This window comes from Budvicia diplopodorum, from assembly GCF_009800925.1.
Taxonomy (GTDB): domain Bacteria; phylum Pseudomonadota; class Gammaproteobacteria; order Enterobacterales; family Enterobacteriaceae; genus Budvicia; species Budvicia diplopodorum.
The window spans coordinates 51,239-75,391 of record NZ_WOYF01000009.1 but is presented as its reverse complement, the minus strand read 5'-3'; the positions used below and the strand labels follow the sequence as shown (position 1 = coordinate 75,391).

General features: G+C 39.4%; 19 protein-coding genes. 5 read left to right on the top strand and 14 right to left on the bottom strand.

All coding sequences use genetic code 11. The features are described 5' to 3' along the window. Nucleotides 1-20: 20 nt before the first annotated feature. The 12 genes from GVI43_RS10130 to GVI43_RS10075 are packed head-to-tail and all read right to left on the bottom strand — an operon-like array spanning nt 21 to nt 13,797. Entirely contained in the window at nt 21-1,925 is a 1,905-nt protein-coding gene (locus GVI43_RS10130) for a nucleoside-diphosphate sugar epimerase/dehydratase (protein WP_159566747.1), read from the bottom strand. A gap of 20 nt (nt 1,926-1,945) precedes the next feature. After that, a complete protein-coding gene (locus GVI43_RS10125) occupies nt 1,946-3,121 on the bottom strand; it encodes a DegT/DnrJ/EryC1/StrS family aminotransferase (protein ID WP_159566746.1) in 1,176 nt (391 codons plus the stop codon). A 14-nt stretch (nt 3,122-3,135) separates the two neighbouring features. Beyond that, nucleotides 3,136-3,753, bottom strand: coding sequence for an acetyltransferase (locus tag GVI43_RS10120; protein ID WP_159566745.1), 618 nt, complete (start codon nt 3,751-3,753; stop codon nt 3,136-3,138). Continuing rightward, on the bottom strand, nt 3,743-4,342 hold the full coding sequence (locus tag GVI43_RS10115; RefSeq protein ID WP_159566744.1) for a sugar transferase: 600 nt from the start codon (nt 4,340-4,342) through the stop codon (nt 3,743-3,745). The genes GVI43_RS10120 and GVI43_RS10115 overlap by 11 nt, the downstream gene beginning before the upstream one ends. Further along, nucleotides 4,339-5,553, bottom strand: coding sequence for a glycosyltransferase family 4 protein (locus GVI43_RS10110; RefSeq protein ID WP_159566743.1), 1,215 nt, complete (start codon nt 5,551-5,553; stop codon nt 4,339-4,341). Before GVI43_RS10110 ends, GVI43_RS10115 begins: the two co-directional genes overlap by 4 nt. Nucleotides 5,554-5,575: 22 nt before the next feature. Then, the gene (gene wecB, locus GVI43_RS10105) at nt 5,576-6,706 is read right to left on the bottom strand and encodes a non-hydrolyzing UDP-N-acetylglucosamine 2-epimerase (protein ID WP_159566742.1); all 1,131 of its coding nucleotides are present in this window, start codon (nt 6,704-6,706) and stop codon (nt 5,576-5,578) included. Further along, nucleotides 6,706-7,821 (bottom strand): UDP-2-acetamido-2,6-beta-L-arabino-hexul-4-ose reductase, encoded by a 1,116-nt coding sequence (gene wbjC / locus GVI43_RS10100; RefSeq protein WP_159566741.1) that lies wholly within the window; start codon nt 7,819-7,821, stop codon nt 6,706-6,708. Before wbjC ends, wecB begins: the two co-directional genes overlap by 1 nt. 5 nt (nt 7,822-7,826) lie before the next feature. After that, nucleotides 7,827-8,861 carry a polysaccharide biosynthesis protein gene (locus tag GVI43_RS10095; protein ID WP_159566740.1) on the bottom strand — a complete coding sequence of 345 codons (1,035 nt, stop codon included), beginning with the start codon at nt 8,859-8,861 and terminating at the stop codon, nt 7,827-7,829. Continuing rightward, nucleotides 8,861-10,075: a hypothetical protein gene (locus GVI43_RS10090; RefSeq protein WP_159566739.1), complete on the bottom strand. Its 1,215-nt coding sequence runs from the start codon at nt 10,073-10,075 to the stop codon at nt 8,861-8,863. The genes GVI43_RS10095 and GVI43_RS10090 overlap by 1 nt, the downstream gene beginning before the upstream one ends. Continuing rightward, nucleotides 10,075-11,358, bottom strand: coding sequence for a glycosyltransferase (locus tag GVI43_RS10085; RefSeq protein WP_159566738.1), 1,284 nt, complete (start codon nt 11,356-11,358; stop codon nt 10,075-10,077). Before GVI43_RS10085 ends, GVI43_RS10090 begins: the two co-directional genes overlap by 1 nt. Next, nucleotides 11,342-12,625, bottom strand: coding sequence for an O-antigen translocase (locus GVI43_RS10080; protein WP_246201667.1), 1,284 nt, complete (start codon nt 12,623-12,625; stop codon nt 11,342-11,344). Before GVI43_RS10080 ends, GVI43_RS10085 begins: the two co-directional genes overlap by 17 nt. A gap of 23 nt (nt 12,626-12,648) precedes the next feature. Continuing rightward, nucleotides 12,649-13,797 carry an LPS O-antigen chain length determinant protein WzzB gene (locus tag GVI43_RS10075; protein ID WP_159566736.1) on the bottom strand — a complete coding sequence of 383 codons (1,149 nt, stop codon included), beginning with the start codon at nt 13,795-13,797 and terminating at the stop codon, nt 12,649-12,651. A gap of 533 nt (nt 13,798-14,330) precedes the next feature. Here GVI43_RS10075 and cysK point away from each other — a divergent pair. From cysK to acrD, 5 genes are all read left to right on the top strand, one after another. Further along, nucleotides 14,331-15,299, top strand: coding sequence for a cysteine synthase A (cysK, locus tag GVI43_RS10070; protein WP_159566735.1), 969 nt, complete (start codon nt 14,331-14,333; stop codon nt 15,297-15,299). A gap of 512 nt (nt 15,300-15,811) precedes the next feature. Next, the gene (ptsH, locus tag GVI43_RS10065) at nt 15,812-16,069 is read left to right on the top strand and encodes a phosphocarrier protein Hpr (RefSeq protein ID WP_159566734.1); all 258 of its coding nucleotides are present in this window, start codon (nt 15,812-15,814) and stop codon (nt 16,067-16,069) included. Nucleotides 16,070-16,123: 54 nt separating this feature from the next. Continuing rightward, entirely contained in the window at nt 16,124-17,851 is a 1,728-nt protein-coding gene (gene ptsI, locus GVI43_RS10060; protein ID WP_159566733.1) for a phosphoenolpyruvate-protein phosphotransferase PtsI, read from the top strand. Between the two features lie 108 nt (nt 17,852-17,959). After that, entirely contained in the window at nt 17,960-18,469 is a 510-nt protein-coding gene (gene crr / locus GVI43_RS10055) for a PTS glucose transporter subunit IIA (RefSeq protein ID WP_159566732.1), read from the top strand. A 293-nt stretch (nt 18,470-18,762) separates the two neighbouring features. Beyond that, nucleotides 18,763-21,876, top strand: a complete 3,114-nt coding sequence (gene acrD / locus GVI43_RS10050) for a multidrug efflux RND transporter permease AcrD (RefSeq protein ID WP_159566731.1) — start codon at nt 18,763-18,765, stop codon at nt 21,874-21,876. An 80-nt stretch (nt 21,877-21,956) separates the two neighbouring features. On the opposite strand, the gene GVI43_RS10045 is transcribed toward acrD, so the two are convergent. Both GVI43_RS10045 and GVI43_RS10040 read right to left on the bottom strand, forming a co-directional pair. Continuing rightward, a complete protein-coding gene (locus GVI43_RS10045; RefSeq protein WP_159566730.1) occupies nt 21,957-23,288 on the bottom strand; it encodes an ATP-binding protein in 1,332 nt (443 codons plus the stop codon). A gap of 6 nt (nt 23,289-23,294) precedes the next feature. Beyond that, complete coding sequence (locus GVI43_RS10040; protein WP_159566729.1) at nt 23,295-23,972, bottom strand: response regulator transcription factor; 678 nt, start codon at nt 23,970-23,972, stop codon at nt 23,295-23,297. Nucleotides 23,973-24,153 lie beyond the last annotated feature (181 nt).

Below are 24,153 nucleotides of genomic sequence, written 5' to 3'. Positions count from 1 at the left end.
AAAAGGAATATATCTAATTATTACCGAGAAATACGAACTTCCTGCTTAGCTTTCCAAACTAAGTCACATATTCCATCAGAAGGTTCAAAAGCCGTTGGTGCTTTTAGAAGTAAAGATCTAATTTTTTCATGATTAAAATCATAACATGCCTGATCTAATTCAGAAATTAGGGCAGAAAGAGCTTGCCAAGCCAACATTACTTCATTTGCTGTCATAATACGGGGATGCTGAGTTCCTTCAACAGATTCACCTATCAATAGTTCTTCATACAGCTTCTCACCTGGACGTAATCCCGTAATTTCAATTGCAATATCACCTTCGGGGTTAGATTCACTTTTTACAGTTAAGCCGCTTAAACGAATCATTCTGTTAGCCAAATCGAAAATCTTAACAGGCTCACCCATATCAAGTACAAATACATCCCCACCATGCCCCATTGCACCAGCTTGAATAACTAGCTGAGAAGCTTCTGGTATCGTCATAAAATATCTAATAATATCTTGATGGGTTAATGTTACTGGTCCACCTTGTGCTATTTGTTTTTCAAAAAGTGGAACTACAGACCCCGAGGAGCCAAGAACATTACCAAAACGCACCATGCAAAAACGAGTCCGAGATTGCTCCTTTGCCAGAGCCTGAAGTATTAATTCAGCAACTCGTTTAGTTGTTCCCATGATATTAGTTGGTCTAACTGCTTTATCTGTAGATATTAATACAAATGTTTCAACACCAGCCTCAATAGCTGACTGAGCACAGTAAAGTGTACCAAAGATATTGTTTCTCACACCCTCAACTACATTATACTCAACCAATGGAACATGCTTGTAAGCTGCCGCATGATAAACAGTTTGAATATTGAAGCTTTTCATTACTGTTTCTAAACGATCTTTTCTTTGTACAGAACCAAGTAACGGAATTAATGTTATTTCCAACTTCTCAGATAAACATATTCTGCTTAACTCTTCTTCTATGGAATAAAGTGCATATTCTGAAAGTTCAAATAAGACCAGTAGCTTGGGTTTCTGGTAAATTATCTGCCTGCATAATTCAGAACCAATTGAGCCACCGGCACCAGTAACCATAACCGCTTTACCAGTTATATTTGCTCCCATTAATTTAGGAATGGCATTAACGGGGTCTCTGCCTAAAAGATCTTCAATTGAGACCTTTCTTAGCTTATTTATACTTGCCCGTCCTTCGACTAAATCAACCATGCCAGGAATAGAAAGAACCTCACAGGGGAGTTTCTCTAATCGGGATATAACCGTTTTACGTTGATTATGAGCAACACTAGGCATTGCTAATAATATTTTCTTAACACCATATCTTTCAACAAGGTATTCTAATTTACTAGGAGCATACACAGTAACGCCATGGATAACGGCACGCTGTAATCTGGGATTATCATCAACAAAAGCAACCGGATAATACTCACTAGCCTGAGATAATGCAGGTAATAATTGTCGTCCTGAAGCGCCTGCTCCATAAATAATAACGGGGAGCTTACCCTCCATACTACGATTTAAAAGTATTCTAAATACTAAACGGGTTCCACAAACTAGTAATAAAGAAAAAGTAAAATAAATTATTGTTACAGTTCTAGGTAAAAATACACCTGCATAAAACGCAATAAAAACTAAGAGCAAAGATGAAATTGCCACACCTAAGGCTACAGTACCTAATATTCTGGCGCTAACATACCGTAATACTGTTCGATATAAGCCTAATTTGACAAATATTGCTATAGTAAGCAGTGCTATCCCTGCAAGTAACATCCAATGCTGAATGCTGTATATAGGGGTATTAGTATCAAGTCGAACCCAAAACCCTCCCCAGTAAGCCAACGTAATTAGCAATATATCGAGTAAAACCATAATTACTCTTTTTTTTGCACGAGGCAATGATAATAATGCTTTATATAACATAACAATATACTCATTCACACTTATTTTTGTGCAAGGCTCAATACATCAGAAATGGCCATACACGTTTCAGATATCTCATCATCAGTTAATGTCGGATGAACAAGAAACATCAAGCTCGTTTCACCTAACTCTTTTGCCACAACTAGCCTAACGTTAGGTCTAAAAGAAGTATTATTAAACGCTTTCTCTAAATAAACTTCCGAACAAGATCCCTGATAGCAGGGTACCCCTCTAGCATTTATTTCATCAATAATACGATCTCGATTCCATAATTCATTAAGTTGTGAGGGAACGACAAATGCATAATGTTTATAGCATGCATGAACAAAATCATTAGAAGGAACTGGCATTCTGATACACCTGAACTGAGATAATACGTTACTCAGCTTTGTAGCATGACGCTGGCGAATGGCAGTCCAATCCGCCATACGTTTCAATTGGATTCGGCCTATAACAGCCTGAAATTCCATCATTCGCCAATTAGTACCAAAGGATTCATGTAACCAACGAAAACCCGGTGGATGTTCACGGTTATAAACAGCATCAAATGACTTGCCATGATCCTTATAAGACCACATTTTTTTCCAAAAAGATTCATTGTTAGTAGTAACCATTCCTCCTTCACCGCCTGTTGTCATAATTTTATCCTGACAAAATGACCACGCGGCAATATGACCAATGGAACCTACCATTTTACCTTTATATTTAGCTCCGTGAGCCTGAGCACAATCTTCAATAACCCATATACCATGATCTTCTGCAAACTGCATTATAGGATCCATGTCACAAGGCCAACCGGCTAAATGAACACATATGATTGCTTTAGTTCTAGAGGTAAAAACAGCCTGAATTGTTTCTTTTGTAATATTTTGAGAGTTCAAATCAACATCAGCAAAGACGGGTATTGCGCCTGCGGTAACAATACTACTTGCTGAAGCTAAAAAGGTACGAGATGTAACTATAACTTCATCCCCATAACCAATATCAAGAGCTTTCATTGCAACATCAAGAGCCAGAGTCCCATTAGATAATGCAACAGCATATTTACTCTCGCTAAATGCAGCGAATTCTTTTTCAAATTCACGACATTCATTACCGGTCCAATAATTTACTTTATTTGAAAGTATCATATCTGATACAGCATCGGCTTCTTCCTGTGTAAAAGAAGGCCATGGAGAAAAATTGGTATTTAACATTTATCTATCCTTTATTATTTGGCTGGTGTGCCTAAAACCATTTGGCCTATATCAACATGTCTAATAACTGTTGCACCGGCACCGACAATAGCATGGCTTGAAATTTCTATTGATTGACGAATTGCAGCACCTATACCTATCCAAGTACATTCTCCAATACTCACACCTCCAGCTACATTTGCACCAGGGCTGATATGAACACCATCAGAGAGAATACAATCATGATCAACAGTACATCCAGTATTCAAAATACAGGCATTTCCGATAGAAGTATCGGCAGAAATACAAACACCTGCACAAATTACTGTACCTTCACCAATTGATGAATATTGACTAATGGAAGTAAATGGATGGATGAGTATAGGTTGATTGACGCCAAGTAATTTCAAACTATTAAATATTTTCAACCGAGTAATATTATGCCCAATTGCAACAACATAATCTGCATTTGGTAGAGGGTTATCTAGGAGGGATTGACAAGTTCCTAATATTGGCCATCTAGATAAATAAGTTCTTTGGGGATATGAATCATCATAAAAATTAATTTCTTTATAGCCCATTAGTGAAGCTAAGTCAGCAATAACTTTTCCATGGCCACCGGCACCAAAAATAATTAATTTATTATTTTTCATTTGACCCCGTAAACTTCTCTATAGTTACACTCCCCTCAGCATTAATCCCATCTTTTATTAAAACTTTCTTAATTGTCAAAAATAAGATCTTAATATCCAACCATATTGTTCTATTTTCCACGTACCAGATATCTAACTTAAATTTCTCTTCCCAACTAATGGCATTACGACCATTAACTTGAGCCCAGCCGGTTATGCCCGGTCTAACGTCATGACGACGTGTTTGTTCGACGGTATATAAAGGTAGATATTCCATTAAAAGAGGCCGAGGACCAACTAAACTCATATCGCCCTTTAACACATTCCATAATTCAGGTAATTCGTCTAAACTGCTGCTCCGCAATTTATGACCAAAAGGGGTTAACCTCTCCTCATCAGGTAACGCTACCCCATCCTTATCGACGGCATCCCGCATAGAGCGAAACTTTATCATAAGGAATGGAACGCCTCCCTTTCCTGGTCTGATTTGCTTAAAAAACACCGGCGTACCAAGATGTTGGGCGATTTTATAATAAAGAAAGCAGAAAAGCGGCGAAAATAAAATAAGCAATATAGAAGAAACAACTATATCAAATAGACGATTTATCATAGTTTCCTCATACGAATTGCATCATCAAAAACTGATATGAATTTTTTACATCCTGCAGATAATGACATCTCATCCAAATAAAACTTTTCTGCGTTCTTTCCTAGCTTTTCAATTTCATTTTCAGTTAATTGAGACAAACAGATAACAGCCTGTTTAAGCGACTCAACATTTTCTGGTTCACAAACAATACCAGCATCCGCCTGAATAATGATGTCTGCAGCGTCACCTCTGCCCCCCATAATAACCGGCTTCCCAATTGACATATAGGCTTGAGTTTTAGATGGAATAGTAATACTAAACAGCTCTTCATCTTTTAAGTGTACCAATAATGCATCGGCTTCTTTAAGTACACCACCAATATCTTTCATTGGAAGTCTGGGAATAAAATAGACATTATCTATTAATTTGTCCTTAACCGTTTGCTTTAACTCATCCTCAACTACGCCAGAGCCAACGAAAATAAAATTAATTCTCCGCTCATTTGAAGAAAGATCCATTGCTGCCAGCAATACCGTATCCAGCCCCTGAGCTCTCCCTAGATTTCCTGCAAAAACAATATTGAACCCTTCAGCAGGCAATCGAGACGATTTATCAATATCCAATGCCGATTCATCACACCAGTTATAAATTACAGAGATTTTATTCTCAGGCTGACCAGATTGAATTAATCGATTTTTAAAACCAGATGACAATACAACAATCTTTGTCGCTCTGTGATACACCCAATTACATACGACCTGAACAATATTAAGCACCTTTTGATTATTGACCATACCTGTAGCTTTCAGTGTATCAGGCCACAAGTCTTGTATATCGATCACATATGGTGCTCTGCGGAAAAAGCCAATAACTGCACCGGCAACCCCAGAAGTTAACGGAGGATGATAAATATAAATTACATCAGGCTTTTTAGCGCCAAATATTCCATACAATGTTGCTGAAAAGGAAAAAGAAATATAATTAAATATTCTCTTTATTGCCGAATTATCATGACTTGGATACAGAGGTACTCTTGTTACCTTTATGCCATCAATGTACTCTCTTTGAATAAATTTTATTTTGTATCCATCATAGATTTTCCCACCTGGATAGTTAGGAAAACCGGTTATAACCTCTACCTCATGTCCATTTGCCTGTAACTCTTTAGCAAACAAAAGGCCTTTAAATGTTGGTTCAGGATCAAACCATTGAGTTAAAAGTAAAATTTTCAAGAAATTAGCTCTTTATAAAATATTAGTTCTGCTTCCAAACTGTTCGCATCACATAATCGGTATAGCTAAGAATTATCCGAACAACCTTATCAGACACATTTGGCATGCTGTAATCAGCAACCTGACGAAGTAGGCGTATATCACCTGTAGGCTGAGATTCTAGAATCTCAAGAGCTTGCATTACCCTATTAACTTCTAATCCTGTCATCATGACCGCTGCTTCTTCAAATCCTTCAGGTCGTTCGTGTGCTTCGCGAATATTTATTGCCGCAAAATTTAATATTGACGACTCTTCATTAATTGTTCCACTATCCGACAATACGGCTTTAGAACACATCTGCAATTTTACATAGTCTTTAAAACCAAGAGGCTTTAAAAGATGGACGTTTTCATGGAAAGAGAGTGATTGTGCTTCAATACGTTTACGTGTTCTTGGATGAGTGGAAACAATGACAGGGTAATTATAATGCTCCGCAACAGTATTCAATATTAGAGCTAACTTTATTAGATTATCAACTGAATCAACATTTTCTTCCCGATGCGCACTTACTACAAAAAACTGCCCCTGTTTTAGATTTAACCTCTCCAGCACATCAGAGCGGTTAATCTCATCTTTATAGGTTGTTAAAACCTCAAACATTGGACTACCTGTCTTAATGATACGGTCAGCAGGTAATCCCTCCTTCAGTAAATATTCCCGAGCAATATCACTGTAGGTTAAATTTATATCCGCAGTATGATCTACAATTTTACGGTTAACTTCTTCAGGTACTCGTTGATCGAAACAGCGATTTCCCGCTTCCATATGGAAAATAGGAATTTTTCTTCTTTTAGCTGGAATAGCCGCCAAACAGCTATTAGTATCACCTAAAACAAGTAATGCTTCCGGTTTCACTTCTTCCAATACCTTATCAACAGAGATGATAACGTTACCAATAGTCTCTGCGGCATTATACCCAGCAGCATTAAGAAAGAAATCAGGCCTGCGAACACCCAGATCGTTAAAGAAAATTTCGTTCAATTCATAATCATAATTCTGTCCGGTATGAACAATAACATGATCACAATATTGATCTAATTTACCCAATACACAGGATAATCTAATGATTTCCGGTCTTGTGCCTACAACTGTCATTACCTTTAATTTTTTCATTACATTATCTCAGCATAAATAGTATCAGGCTTTTCTCTATCAAAAATTTCATTTGCCCAAAGCAAAACAACCATTTCATCATTTCCAATATTTTTGATGTTATGAGCCCAGCCAGGAATAGTTTCAACAATTTCTATTTTTTCAGAACTGACGGTTATTTCGACATACTCTCCAGTATCCATATTTTTAAAACCGAAAAGAGCCTCACCCTTAACAACAATAAACTTTTCATTTTTTGTATGGTGATAATGTCCACCACGAATAATCCCTGGTTTAGCGGTAAAAAATGAAAATTGCCCATGCTCAGGTGTTTTAATCAATTCGGAAAAGCTACCACGCTCATCACTGTAAACGGGTACCGTATATGAAAAATGGTCAGGCGCCATGTAGGACAGATAAGTAGAATAAAGCGCTCTTGATAAACCCGAACCTACATTATCAGTTACCAAACTAACTCGGCTTTCTTTGAACTGCTTCAGTTTATTCGCCAGTTCACCTACAGAAATTTGGTATACAGGCTTAATACCTTTGAATACCCTATTTTGCTCAACTGATGACACTCTTAACTGAAGAATAAAATCGTTAACTACATCGTCAATATAGACTAAATTAACGATCGCTTTTTCATCATGAATAACTAATGGAATATCATTGATAACATTATGACAAAATGTTGCCACAACAGAGTTATAATTAGGCTTACACCATTTACCAAAAACATTAGGTAATCGATAGATAAAAAGTGTATTTCCAGTATTATCTCTATAAGTTAACAGTTCCTCTTCAGCTTTTTTCTTACTTACGCCATAAGAATTCTCTTTTTCTGCCTGTATAGATGATGTAAACAGAACCGGCACATCTCTATCCAATTTACTGATAAAATAAATTAACTGTTTGGTTAAATTGACATTACCCGTTGTAAACTCTATTTCATCTTTAGGCCTATTTACTCCAGCCAGATGAAATATGAAATCTACATCACTTACAATACTCTCCAATTTATCTAAAGAATCAGAAACTAAAAACTCAATAACATCATGTTTTTCTTCTTTTAATCTTAAAACTAAGTTTTTACCAATGAAACCCTGAGAACCTGTTACTAGTATTTTAGCCATAAAAATTAATGATCCGGTTGAATATAGTTACCTTTAACGATCTCTCGCATAAAATCGAGTTTAAGTAATAGAGTCTTCATCTCATCAATATTTAATCGATGAGTATTGTGCGAGTGATAATCTAATGCTTCTGTAACCTTCTCTTGCCCATTATCAAAATATTTGTCGTAGTTTAAATCCCTGTTATCTGCAGGGATACGATAATACTCGCCCTGGTCTTCAGCATTTACCATTTCTTCTCTTGTTAATAAAGCCTCATATAACTTTTCACCATGACGAGTACCAATAACTTTAATTTCATGGTTTTCTTTATTCATAAAACTCAAAATGGCTTTAGCCAAAATATCTACCGTTGCAGCAGGTGCTTTTTGAACAAAAATATCCCCATTAGAACCATGTTTAAAAGCATGTAATACAAGATCAACGGCATCTTCCAGCGTCATCATGAAACGAGTCATATCTGGATCTGTTATTGTTATTGATTTACCCGATAATACTTGTTCCACGAATAATGGTATGACAGAACCTCTGGATGCCATTACATTACCATAGCGAGTACCACAGATGACTGTCTCGTTATCATTCATCTGACGAGCTTTAGCAACCATCACTTTTTCCATCATCGCTTTAGAAATACCCATCGCATTGATTGGATAAACAGCTTTATCAGTACTTAAGCAAACCACTCGCTTTACTTTATTGTTGATTGCAGCTTCCAGTACATTTTCCGTACCTAAAACATTTGTTTTTACTGCTTCAAGAGGGTAAAACTCACATGAAGGTACTTGCTTTAATGCTGCCGCATGATAAATATAGTCGACACCTTTTGCTGCGCTAGAAATACTATTAAAATCACGAACATCGCCAATATAATACTTGATTTTGGCATTATTATATTTTTTACGCATATCATCTTGTTTTTTTTCATCTCGGCTAAAAATCCTAATTTCAGCAATATCTGTATGTAAAAAACGGTTGAGTACTGCATTACCAAATGAACCAGTACCTCCTGTAATTAATAATACTTTATCTTTAAACATCAGCTTCTCACCTTAGAAATTAGCACACTATTATTCTTTGATAATAGAATAAACATTGAAATAAATAATAAATAAAATATGCATGCCCTATTGGCATTAATTACAGGCCCACCTATTGAACAAAAAATCCCATAGCAGGCTATTATTAACAAGGTTTTACCATATGCATTTTTATTTAAACTTAACCCGAAAATAAATATTAACAAAAAGAATGAAACATACATTATTAAAGGCACTATCCCCCCCTGATATGCATACTCTATATATGCGTTATCAAAAGGTAATGTGCTATTTATAGAAACACCATATAGAAATCCATTAGCAATAAATTCATGGATCATTAACTCTAGCTGAGTTTGGCCACTACCAAATCGACCTGCTGTAATTGCATATAAGAAACCATTCTCATTATACAAATCAACAAATGATTCTAAATAACTTGCATTACTAATATTAATAAATATAAACGATAAAAATAATAGTACAGGAACCAGAACACATGTTAACTGAACGATCTTCTTAGGGTTCAAGATTAAATACTGCAGTAATGCAATAAACAACCCTAACACAATAAAATTTTTCGAAAAACTTAAAGCTCCACCGATAAGAATGAATAACAGATAAAAATAGAACCGCCACCCTGTCAAAAACTTTTGTTTATTCAATAAAATAACGACAAACAGCATTGTTGAATAAAAGATACCTGACTCCAACGGTTGATTGAATATTCCTGTATATCTGTTTAGGTTGTATGCTTGCCACCAAACACCATCATAACCACCAACAGCGTATAGATTAAAAACATCATCGACCCTGAAAATAACAGTAAAGATTGTATAACTTGTTATAACAACCAGAAACTTTAAAATAAAGAAGGATATATCAACGAAGAAACGGTCATCACATTTAACTAAAATGGATGAGAAGATAAACAGTAGAAAAAATGGCAATAAAAATCTGGATACTGATGAAAAAAATGTCGATACGGGTATATCATCATTATTAAATATATAATTAAATATAACAGGTAAAGAGGAAAAAAATAGTACTACGGCTAAAGCTAAAATTTTTCCGTTTAATTTCTTATTGGAAAATAGCTGATAAAAAGCCAAAACAAAAAACACCAAAGTACAAAAAAAGAAGTCAACCCTACACCCCAATATATAAGGAAGGAATGCTGAAACAATAATTAATTTAGTTACAAGTATTCTCATTATAATAAATTCTTTTTCATATCATTACTAAATGATGACTGATCCCTTCTATTTCTGAAACTCTTATCTAAATTTAGCTTATCATAAATAACACACTTTAAAAAAGACATGAAAAAACAAATAGAATTGTTTCTATCGAAACTAACTAATTTTGCTTTATCATTTAATCGAATAAAACCATCAACAGTACAAGATATTGAAAAATCTTTGGACTTCTTTTTACATAACGAGGATAAATCCGTCCAATATTCATCAGTACTATTAATAGATTCATTTAATTTATCTACTAAATTATAAACTTTCCGTCCTGGCATTAATTCATTATATGAAAAACCCTCTATTTCATATAAATAACCATATGTTATCGGATCTTTTACTGACTCAATTCCAGTGAGAGCAGGAACTCCTAAAGCAGCTGCTTCCAGCAATGCAGTTCCACTTCCAACAAAAACTGAAGCATCTTGTAATACATCCTTCATTTCACTGTATTTTATATTCCCCCAGAATCTAACGCGTTCCGTTAATCCAAGATCATTAACTAACTGTTGCAGTGAAATATTATTATCTCCTTCACCATAAATATCGTAAACAACCTCTTTTCCCGATTTTTTAGGGAGTCTATTTAGCGAATTAATAACATGAAGATTATACGTTTTAAAATTAACCAAATTACCTATAGATACTATTCTTGCATTAACGGGTTTTTTACTTTCAGAATTATCTGCTTTAATATCAATTCCTATAGGTAGCAATGAAGGATTTGCATAATCCTTCATATAAAACTTCCCATAGGATTCAATATTGAATTCATTAAAAAATACGAAATTGTCATCAGGAACATCTTTGACTAACTTAAAAACACCTTCAGAAAATTTACAGGGTTTCTTTGTTCTATACATATACTCATTTTGATGATAAATCCCAACAGTAACTTTAAACTCACCAAACAGACGAGTCAGGCGTCTGGAGAATATCAGGCCAAAAATCCCCATCACATGCAGATGCTTATCTTCAGGAAGAATTCTTGATAACAATTTTTTTTGGAATGGTAAAAATACAGACAATTGATTTTTACACATAAACCTAAAACCAGAAAAAATATATTCAGATAAAAAATAAACATCAGCATACTTTTTTATCTCTACTTCTAAATGCTTATCTATATTATTGAATAAAACCAGTACACCTACTTTTTTTCCTTCTTTCTGTAGGTAACCTTTAGCAAAACGAAGTAAAAAAGTCGTTCCACCGTTAAATGCTAAAGTATTAGTTATTAATAACATTGATTGAACGCCTGTTCTTGTACCAAAAATAGTATACCAAATAACAAACAAGAAGATAAATCATATATACGTATATATATGACTTAAAAACTGTAGATAGTTCAAATCCACTACTAAATTTTAATGAGAAATATACAATTGATACATATAAAGTACATTGCAGTATTTCAGCAAATATATATAGTTTTGTTGCAGCTTTAGCTACGACGATAAAACCAATGATATAAGAGCCAACTCTAAAAAAATCACCAATTAGTTGATATATAATGAAATCACCTGCGACCAAGAACTCTTTAGAGAAGACCAAGCTAATTATAAAACTTCTTAGAAAATAGAAAAAAATTGAAGTGCAGAAGAAAGAAATCAAAATAATGCAGGAAAACTTAATTACAATGCGATTTATACTCGATATATCATTACCTTTTTCCGACAGTAAAGGCATAAAATAAAAGTTCAAGAAAATACCAATGAACCCCATATATACGGCAGATAACTTCGTTAATGATTGCCATATGCCAGCATTAGCTAATCCAACGTTCTCAATGATAATATTTCTAATTATAATTTCTGAAATTGGAAAAGTACTCACACTAACGAGAAGCATCAAACTGAACTTGGATATATCTTTTAAATATTTAGAATCTAATGAAGCATGAGTTTTAAACTCATTAAGACTAAAATATCTAAAACAAAATATTATTGCTGGTAAAATCATTAGTGCGCTTGCCACAACTAAAGACTTTGCAGCACCAACATATCCTGAATATTTTATAAAGAAATAAACGACAGGGAACGATATTATATAACCAAATATAGTAATTTTTGCATATAATACTGTATTACGATATCCATTAACGATACCAACAATCACATTTACCAGAGATAATATAATCTGAGACAATGCAGCGAATATAATTACAGAAGAATATTTATCATTACCAAAGATAAGTATAGATATATAGTTAGAAAATATTATAGATAATATTAATACAACGATAGAAAAACAAATTGAATAAACCAGACTAGTGTATATAAAACCATACAACTTATCTGGTGTATTTTTATACTCTGCCACATACTTTATGATGCCATTTATCACACCGCCACCTGCAATAACGGTAAAAATAGTAACCAGACTCATAAAGTTACCTAACTCACCTAGGCCGTCAGGTCCCAGATATACTGCAATTAATTTTAAGAGGACTAGTCCATATAATATTTTTATTCCATGGGAAAATAAAATTGAGAAAGTTGAGCTAATCACCATTAACCTGCTTAGTTGGATTCTTATTATGAATACTTTTTCTTATTAACGTTATTTTGAATAGCAATATTAATTGTAGCCGCTCCCAATCCAACAATTAAACCAAACACTAATCCCACTATCAACATTAGCGCTCGTAATGGCTTATCTCTATTAACGGGCTCTATTGGGCCCTTTAGATAACTAAAGGCTTGAGCAGAGTCACCATCAACATCAAATCGCTCTAAATTAATATATTGCCCTTGTAAACTATAATAATGATCAGTTAAAGTGAGAGGCTGATCTTTAATGCTCTCAGACATCGCATTTAATGCATCTTTACCTAACAGAAACAGACTATTTGTATCTAACTTTGTTAAACCATTCAATTCAGGCTTTTGAATATTAGATTTATTAGCAATTGCCAACGCCATTTTTATATTTTTAATTTCTTCCTGGCGCTTATCTTCTGCAATTTGCATTAATGCATTCATCTGATTTTGAATACTGGTTTTTCTATTGGTAATCTGAGAAGCTAATTGTGCATATTGAGCGCTACTAACATTACCGTTAACAACTTTTATATAATCTTCCAGTAATTTTTTTGACTCATTAGGAGTACTGGCAGGGAAGCTAATTGTAAAAATAAGCTCGTCTTTATCTTTTAAAATTTTTACTTTATCAACAACCTCATTAAGCAGTTTAGCCTTTTCACTTTCACTTTTACCTTCAACCAACATTTTATAATATTCACTCTGACCAATAAACTTACTTAACTCATTATAAGATCCAGCCTGAGAGATAAATTGCTTAAACAATTTATCTGCAACCTCTTCTAATGAGGTAGGCTTATCTACATTCCCTTCCAACAATCGGAATCCCTGATAATAGTTATCCATAGTATCAAAGCTCGGTACATCAACCACCGCTGTTGCAGTCCACTGTTCTTTCGCTGTAAATGCATATACCGCAGCCAAAATCGTAGTTGCTAGCATACAACCGATAATCCAATGTTTTTTCTTCCATAGCTGTGCTATGAGATCGAACAGGTCGATCTCACCATTCTGCGGCGCCTGATACATAGGGTAGTAACCAGCGAATGCCGGTTGTGGTTGTGACTGGGATTGCTCTTTATTGCTCATATCCATTCCAATTGGTTGAAATTTAATATATTTATTAGAAATTAAATCTTCCATGCACTTTTTCAGGCACGCTACCGCCCTTAGGTTACGGCTCCTAAAGGCACTGTATAAAACGATGTAGGGACAGCCGCTGGTATATTAAAGGGTAGCCATTTATTCCTAAATCAGTATATATATTAATATGAAATATTTTATGCTGCTTCATTATGTAGCTCATTCGTTGCGGCTGATTATACTCACTTAGCTCTCAATCGCAAGTTAACTGCCATGCAACCCCTGTGCGAGAAATACATACAACCGATTGATTTAAATGAAATTAGTCATTAAATGCAAACATATTGGCTTATACTTCACAAAGCAAAATGGCTAACAATTATAAGCTAACTATCCTTAATGAATACCGCACCCAACATATTAACTCGTAAGTGTTAATGCTATTGATACTTTTTTATCCCAAAAATCATTATCGTGATAAAAACTTATTCCTTAATTACATAACGATATATCTATTCCTTCCTTCACAGTTTTGATTTAGCGGTTATGCTGTATATGTTCCCTAAAAATTCATAAAATTAAAAGGATAAGCCATGACTAAGATTTATGAAGACAACTCGCAAACTATTGGCCATACCCCTCTTGTCCGTTTGAACCGCATTGGAAATGGGAAAATTTTAGTAAAAATTGAGTCTCGCAATCCTAGTTTCAGCGTTAAGTGCCGTATTGGTGCCAATATGATTTGGGATGCTGAAAAGCGTGGTTTATTAAAACAAGGCGTCACGTTGGTTGAACCTACCAGCGGTAATACCGGTATTGCTTTGGCCTATGTTGCTGCAGCCCGTGGTTATAAACTTACATTGACCATGCCTGAATCTATGAGTCTAGAACGACGCAAATTACTTAAAGCCCTCGGTGCAAATTTGGTGCTAACTGAAGCAGCCAAAGGGATGAAGGGCGCAATAGCTAAAGCGGAAGAGATTGTCGCTTCCGATCCAGAACACTACCTGCTACTACAGCAATTCAATAATCCCGCAAACCCTGAAATTCATGAAAAAACAACCGGGCCTGAAATTTGGGAAGACACTGATGGCAATATTGACGTATTTATTGCTGGCGTTGGTACCGGAGGTACGTTAACCGGCGTTAGCCGCTACATCAAGAATACCAAAGGTAAGAAAATTATTAGCGTTGCCGTTGAGCCAGCTGATTCACCGATAATTAGTCAGGCACTGGCAGGGGAAGAACTAAAACCAGGTCCGCATAAAATTCAGGGTATTGGCGCAGGATTTATTCCCGGCAATCTAGATTTAAGTCTGATTGATAGAGTGGAAAAAATTACTAACGAAGAGTCAATTGCCACGGCTCATCGTTTAATGGAAGAGGAAGGTATTCTGGCCGGCATTTCTTCAGGCGCTGCCGTTGCCGCAGCCCTCAGGCTGATTGAATTACCTGAATTCGCCGATAAGAATATCGTGGTTATTTTGCCATCATCGAGCGAGCGTTACTTAAGTACGCCGCTATTTGCCGATTTATTCACTGAGAAAGAGCTCCAGCAGTAAAGCCTCTTCTATCTTAGTAAGGCCCTGCAAAGGGCCTTTTTGCTTTTCAATAGCCAATACCGAATAACAACTTTCTCTTATCACTAAGACTACTCACATCCAATGCTAATAGTAAAATAGCAAAAAATTCCCGGCGGCAAAAATTTGCAAACAGTGCTTATATGAACCATTTTCTGTGCGCCAGCTCTCGCTTTTTGCCAAAAAACTTTGATTTACTGACTAACTACTAGTATCAAGCTACTACTTTTTTCGATGCTCGAATTAAATCACCAATCCTACCTTTTTCGGTTCTTGCTAAAAAGGGCTATATATAATAGCGTAGGTGGTAGAAATACGATTTTGAACAAGTAAATACCTGTCTGAGTACGGCTTACTATTTATTCTGACCGTCCAGCGCATCCCACACTAACATCGCCCTTTGTTGCTTAAACGCAAAAGCGATGTTGGTTAATTTTAGGCTAAACTTAAACGTTAACGCCAAAGACATTTATTCAACCAAGTTGAGGATCACTATGTTTCAGCAAGATGTTACCGTAACTGCACCAAATGGCCTTCATACCCGCCCTGCCGCACAATTCGTAAAAGAAGCTAAAGCATTCGTTTCTGACATTACCGTGACGGCTAATGGCAAAAGCTCTAGTGCGAAAAGCCTGTTCAAATTACAAACTCTTGGCCTGACTCAAGGTACTGTAATTACTATCTCTGCTGAAGGTGAAGATGAGCAACAAGCGGTTGAACATCTGGTTAAACTAATGCCAGAACTGGAATAAGACCTTTAACTACAATTTCAGCACCCGTTTTGGTTTTAAATTAAAGGTAGGCTTATGATTTCAGGCATTTTAGTATCCCCAGGTATCGCATTTGGTAACGCTTTGATATTGAAAGACGAACCCATCGTCATTAATAACAAGAAGATTTCCAGCGACAATATCGAGCAGGAAATCGCTCGTTTCAAGGCTGGTCGAGATAAAGCCAGTGAACAACTCAACGCCATTATGGCTAAAGCGAGTGAGACGTTCGGCGAAGAAAAAGCGGCGATCTTTGAAGGCCACATAATGCTGCTCGAGGATGAAGACCTTGAGCAGGAAGTCGTAAGCCGAATTAAAACCAAGCTAGAAACGGCAGACGCCGCTGCGCATGCAGTATTTGAGGCGCAGGCGATTGAACTTGAAAGTCTTGAAGATGAATACCTGAAAGAGCGCGCTGCCGATATCCGCGATATTGGTAAACGCCTGCTACAGAATATTCTCGGCATGTCTATTGTCGATCTCGGCGCAATCAAAGACGAAGTTATTTTAGTTGCTACCGATCTGACTCCGTCAGAAACGGCTCAACTGAATCTGGATAAAGTTCTTGGCTTTATTACCGACTTAGGCGGCCGTACGTCCCATACTTCAATCATGGCCCGCTCATTGGAAATTCCTGCGATTGTAGGTACCAATGACGTGACTAAACAGGTGAAGAACGGTGACTTTCTGATTCTGGATTGCGTAAACAATAAGATTCACGTTAATCCATCCGTTGAAGTCATTGAGCAATCTAAAATCGCTCAAAGCCAATACCTCAGCGATAAAAATGAATTAACCAAGCTAAAAGACTTGCCGGCAATCACTCTTGATGGCCATCAGGTAGAAGTGTGTGCAAATATCGGTACCGTTCGTGACGTAGCGGGCGCAGAACGTAACGGCGCAGAAGGCGTTGGCCTGTATCGTACTGAATTCCTGTTTATGGATCGTGACTCATTCCCGACGGAAGAAGAACAGTTCCAGGCGTATAAGGCGGTTGTTGAAGCCATGGGCTCACAGGCGGTTATTTTACGCACTATGGATATCGGCGGAGATAAAGACCTGCCGTATATGAACCTGCCGAAAGAAGAGAACCCTTTCCTTGGCTGGCGTGCAATACGTATTTGTTTAGACCGTAAAGAAATTCTGCACGCCCAGCTGCGCGCCATTTTACGCGCATCAGCATACGGCAAGCTGCGTATTATGTTCCCGATGATTATTTCAGTAGAAGAGGTTAGACTACTGAAAACTGAGTTGGAAATGCTGAAAACTCAGCTAAGAGAAGAGAATAAAACCTTTGATGAAGCTATTGAAGTCGGCGTAATGGTAGAAACCCCTGCAGCCGCTACGATCGCACATCATCTGGCAAAAGAAGTTGATTTCTTTAGTATTGGGACAAATGACTTAACCCAGTATACTCTAGCCGTAGATCGTGGCAATGAGCTGATTTCTCATCTATATAACCCATTATCTCCGTCCGTCTTAACCCTGATTAAACAGGTTATTGATGCTTCTCACAAAGAAGGCAAATGGACCGGGATGTGCGGCGAATTAGCCGGTGATGAACGTGCAACTCTATTGCTGCTCGGTATGGGCCTAGATGAATTTAGCATGAGCGCAATTGCTATCCCTCGCATCAAGAAAATCATTCGCAACGCGAATTTCTCTGATGTAAAAGCCTTGGCAGAAAGTGCATTAGCACAGCCAACTGCGCAAGAGGTATTAGATATTGTGAATAAATTTATCGAAGAAAAAACGCTCTGCTAACTATACTTGTACCTATCGGAGTTGCGGCTAACTTGAGGCAACTCCAATAAACAAATATATACAATAATAACGGCACACCGCTTAAACATTACTGCTGAGGAGAAAATCATGGGTCTGTTCGATAAGCTGAAACAACTCGTTTCTGATGATAAAAAAGACGCAGGCAGCATTGAAATTGTTGCTCCGCTGTCAGGTGAAATTGTCAACATCGAAGATGTACCTGATGTTGTATTTGCTGAAAAAATCGTTGGCGATGGTATCGCAATTAAACCTACCGGTAACAAAATGGTTGCCCCAATAGATGGAACTATCGGTAAGATTTTTGAAACCAACCATGCATTCTCTATTGAGTCGGATAGCGGGATTGAGCTATTTGTTCACTTTGGTATTGATACCGTTGAGCTAAAAGGTGAAGGCTTCAAACGCATTGCAGAAGAAGGGCAACTGGTTAAAAAAGGCGATGTGATCATTGAATTCGATCTGGCACTGCTGGAAGAAAAAGCAAAATCGACTCTAACACCGGTCGTTATCTCCAATATGGATGAAATCAAAGAGCTGACTAAGCTTAGCGGCACCGTTGTTGTTGGTGAAACACCGGTTATTCGCATTAAAAAATAATTTTTATTCGTTAGGTTAAACAACAGAACGAAAAATCCTAAATGCCGATCGAGTATGCTCGATCGGCATCTTTATTTGTATTTTCAGCTTCTTCCTAGGTTAATCAAACCCATTTTTTCTACCCGAATTCCGCCCGATGAAAGAATTTCTATAATAGGATGATATTTTTTACAATATCTCCATTCTTTCTTCACAGTAGCGCGTTACAGTAGATTACGATGATTGTTGTACCTTTCCCCTGCCCCGTGTTCAGGCATCAAAATAAAAAGAGAGCGTTATGAAGGTTACTACCCATGGCTAGTTTTTTTATCGATCGCCCCATTTTCGCCTGGGTTATTGCCATTATTATCAGCCTTAGCGGGTTACTCGCCATCAGTTCATTGCCCATTGAACAGTACCCAAACCTCGTTCCGCCAACGGTCCGGATTTCAGCCAACTACCCGGGAGCCTCAGCCCAAACGTTAGAAAATACCGTTACCCAGACAATAGAACAAAATATGACCGGTCTGGATAACCTGCAGTATATGTCATCTCAGAGCAGTAATACCGGTAGTGCGTCCATCACGCTAACCTTCAAAGCCGGTACTAATCCGAACGAAGCCATGCAACAGGTGCAAAACCAGCTACAGGGAGCCATCCGAAAGTTACCTCAGGATGTACAACAACAGGGCGTTACCGTTTCAAAATCTGGTGATAACAGCCTGATGACGGTTGCCTTTGTATCAACCGATAATTCCATGAGCCGTCAGGATATTGCCGACTACGTCGCCAGTAATTTACAGGATCCGATCAGCAGGATAGACGGCGTCGGCAGCGTAGATGCCTACGGTTCACAATATGCGATGCGTATTTGGTTAAATCCCAACAAATTGACCAGTTTCAACCTCACAGCCAAAGACGTTGTTAACGCAATTGAGTCACAGAACAGCCAAATTGCCGTAGGCCAAGTTGGCGGAACCCCTTCCGTTCCCGGTCAAGTACTGAATGCCACCATGAATGCTCAGGCCCAGCTACAGACAGCGGAACAGTTCAGAAATATTACGCTGCGCGTCAATCAGGATGCCTCTGTGGTTACGCTTGGCGATGTATCAACTATCGAACTCGGGGCAGAAAGATATGATTACATCAGCCGCTACAACGGAATGCCTGCGTCCGGAATGGGAATTAAGCTGGCCTCCGGTTCGAATGAACTACAAACAGACCAACTGGTTAAAGCTAAACTGGCCGAGCTCGAACAATATTTTCCTCATGGGCTAAAGATTGAATATGCCTATGAAACAACCCCGTTTGTGCAAGCTTCAATCAAAGACGTTGTTAAAACGCTGATGGAAGCTATCTTCCTTGTGTTTTTGGTTATGTATCTGTTTTTACAAAATTTCCGCGCCACACTCATTCCAACCATTGCGGTACCCGTTGTGTTACTAGGCACCTATGCCGTGCTCTATATGTTTGGTTTCAGTATCAATACGCTCACCATGTTTGCCATAGTATTGGCTATCGGTTTGCTGGTTGATGATGCCATCGTGGTGGTTGAAAACGTAGAACGCGTTATGGCGGAGGAAGGGCTTGCACCGCGGGAAGCGACGCGCAAGTCAATGGGGCAGATCCAAAGCGCACTGGTTGGCATCACGCTGGTCTTATCCGCCGTGTTTATTCCAATGGCCTTTTTTGGCGGCACTACCGGTGCCATCTACCGGCAGTTTTCTGTCACTATTGTGTCAGCGATGGTGCTGTCAGTACTCGTTGCGTTGGTGCTCACGCCAGCGCTCTGTGCCACCATGCTAAAACCAATCAGTAAGGGTGAAATTCACACCCAGCGTGGATTTTTTGGCTGGTTTAACCGAATGTTCGCCAGCAATGCCCGGCGCTATGAACGTGGCGTATCCAAAGTCATTCAGCGCAGCGGGCGCACGATGCTGATTTACCTGCTGGTTCTTGGCGGGCTGGCTCTACTCTACACTCGCTTGCCGACTTCATTTCTGCCGCTAGAAGATCGGGGCGTGTTCATGGCCCAAATCCAGTTACCGGTGGGTTCAACGCAACAGCAAACGTTTAAGATTGTTCAGCAAGTCGAACAATACCTGTTGCAAAAAGAAGGGAAAAACGTCAAGTCGGTATTCTCAACCGTGGGTTCAGGCCCCGGTGGAAACGGGCAAAATGTGGCTCGAATGTTTATCCGTCTTCGTGACTGGAGCCAGCGGACCCACCCCGAAGATACCTCATTTGCCATCATTGAACGCGTAACCAAAGATTTTAACCAGATCAAAGAAGCCCGCGTTTTTGCCAGTAGCCCTCCGCCAATATCCGGGCTGGGTAATTCAGCCGGTTTTGATATGGAGCTGGAAGACCATGCTGGCGTCGGTCACGACATGCTAATGCAGGCCAGAGATTCTCTCATTGCGGCTGCGGCAAAAAACCCTCAGTTAACCCGAGTTCGACACAATGGCCTCGATGACAGCCCTCAGCTACAGGTTAATATCGATCAGCGTAAAGCCCAAGCGCTCGGCGTCAGCATTGATGATATCAACGACTTACTTAAAACCACCTGGGGCTCAACCTACGTCAATGATTTCCTCGATCGCGGGCGGGTAAAAAAGGTATACGTTCAGGGCGATGCCCCCTATCGGATGCAGCCCGATGATATCAACCGTTGGTATGTTAACAACAATAAGGGCGGTATGGTTCCGCTGTCGGCCTTTACCACCACAGAATGGAGCTATGGCTCTCCACGGCTGGAACGCTATAACGGTAACTCAGCGGTAGAAATTGTGGGTGAAGCAGCCCCCGGTATCAGCACCGGAACCGCAATGGATATTATGGAGCAACTGGTTAAAGATCTACCTCAGGGCATCGGTTTAGAATGGACCGGTATGTCCTATCAGGAACGCCTGTCGGGCGAGCAGGCCCCGGCGCTTTATGCCATATCGCTCTTGATAGTTTTTCTTTGCTTAGCCGCATTATACGAAAGCTGGTCTATTCCTTTCTCAGTCATGCTGGTGGTTCCGCTTGGCGTATTGGGGGCCGTATGTGCTACATGGATGCGCGGGCTAGAGAACGATGTCTACTTTCAGGTCGGATTACTCACCATCATCGGACTCTCGGCTAAAAACGCCATTCTTATCGTAGAATTTGCCAATGAGCTGCACCATTCAGGCAAAGATTTACTGCACGCAACGCTCGAAGCCTGTCGGCTGCGCTTGCGTCCAATCCTGATGACGTCGCTGGCATTCATTTTTGGCGTATTGCCAATGACCATTGGTCAAGGCGCGGGTTCCGGCAGCCAGCATGCCGTTGGTACTGGCGTATTGGGCGGAATGCTTTCGGCCACGCTGTTGGCAATTTTCTTTATACCGGTGTTCTTTATCCTGATACGTAAGAGATTCCCGGGGAAAAACAAGACAATCTAATTGATGGCTTTAATAAAAAAGTCCCGGCTCATATTTGAAACATGACCGGGACTTTTCTATTTAGCTTTTAATCGATTCGGTTAAGCGGTCCATCGCGGTACGCGAATCTGGATAATTAACCCACCGCCATCGGCGTTACGGGCCTCAATACTGCCGCGGTGAGCATTGACAACCTTCCGGGCAATTGCTAATCCCAAACCGTAGCCTTTTCCAGACATGGCGGATTTAATCCGGACAAACGGATCAAAAATGCTAGACAGCTTATCTTCATCAACGCCCGGTCCCCGATCGCTGACCTGAATCACAAACTCATTCTCATTCTGGCTCAGTGCCACATTAATCAGCTGGCCGGTGCTGGAAAACCGCAACGCATTACGCACAATATTCTCAACCGCGCGCCTCATGAGTTCAGCGTTACCTTTCACCGTGGCCTCATTTTGAACCTGCTCATCGGCCTCTAGTTCGATAGCGACGCCCGGTATCTGCGCCTCATAGCGAACGTCGCTGACCACGGCCTCAACCAAACCATACAGATCGAAATATTCCTCGTCGGAAATGCCGGTTGCATCGGTTCTGGATAACGTTAGAAGTTCACCGATCATCTTATCCAACCGTACTGACTCTTGCTCTATCCGTTCCAACGAACTCTCAACGTTATGCGGATTCTGCCGAGCCAGCCCAATGGCTAGCTGTAATCTGGCTAACGGTGAGCGTAACTCATGGGAAACATCGTGCAGCAGTTGCTCCCGGGCATCCACCAGCAATTTTAACCGTTCGACCATAGAGTCAAAATCGCGAGCCATATCGCTGAGTTCATCCCTTCGTTTCCCCATCATTGGATAAAGCCGAACGTCTAAATCCCCCTGAGAAACCCGATCAAATCCGGAGCGTAACTGACGCATGGGCTTAGTTAAATGCCACGCTAACAGCGCGCTAAACAGAAAGCCGCCTATTGCCCCCAAAATTAACAGCGGATTAGGCAGGTTGAATAATATTCTCCCCGAACGCTTCGGGCGGTACTCTTTACGCAAAGCTTCAACGTCATACTTCAGCAAATAATTTTGCCCGTCGGCGCTTTTAACCTGCTCAACCCGCACGTCATCCGTCAGTGGGATCAGTGAACGCCGTTCCGATACTGCAGACAAAGGCGCCTTAAGCAACATCAGCGAAACGCTTCGCCGATCGGCCTCAGGCCACTTATCAATCATCCGGTTTAGGGCGTCAATTCCGTGGGTTTCCAGCACGGATACCGCAGAATTAAACTGTAAGGCCACAATGCGGTTAGCGATCCGGTTTTCCACCGGTTCTTTCTGGCTCGAATAATAGGAAAACACCAACCAAACCGATTGGGTAATCGCAATATAGGTAATCCAGAATCCGAACAATATTTTCAAAAAAAGACTTCGACGCATAATCCCTTACCTGATCCGATACCCAATACTACGGACAGTCTCAATTGATAGCGTGTCGCCAGCAATCTGACTCAGTTTTTGACGAATGTTACTAATATGAACGTCAACGCTGCGATCGTAAGCCTCTCTTGGCCGACCTAGGCCCTGTAAAGAAAGCTCATCTTTTGAAACCACACGATCCTTCTCTTTCATCAGTAACATCAGTAGGTTAAATTCTGAAGCCGTCAGTTCGAACGGCTCTCTTTTCCATTCACTGATACGCTGAGATGCGTCTAACCGTAGGTCGCCAAAAGAAAAAATCGCCTCATTTTGCGGTTCGACGTGCTCTTCAAAACGGCGCAGTACCGCGCGCAGTCGGGCAACCAACTCGCGCGGATAGCATGGCTTCGGCACATAATCATCGGCCCCCATTTCAAGGCCAATAACCCGATCGATGTTGTCTCCTTTGGCCGTGAGCATAATAATTGGCAAGCGGCTCTGCTTGCGCACTTTATTCAACACATCAATGCCGCTCATATCCGGCAGCATAATGTCCAGAATCATTGCCGCATATTCTCCAGACAGAGCCCCTGCCACGCCCGCAGTGCCGGTTAATGCCACCGTAGCTGAAAACCCTTCGGCCTCCAGATATTCTCGTAGCATACTGCCCAGTTCAACGTCATCATCGACCAGAAGAATTTTCATGCCCATCTCCGTACTATCATGGTTTCGCTCATTCTCACGCCTTCTGCATAAGGATGCAGCCACTTTTACTTAAACCTTACACTTTATTTATGATGAGTTTACTCTATAGCCCTTCAACCCGTTGTACATTACTGAATAACGATTAAGAGATACGTTTGTCTCCGCTTTTTCTATTTTTAGT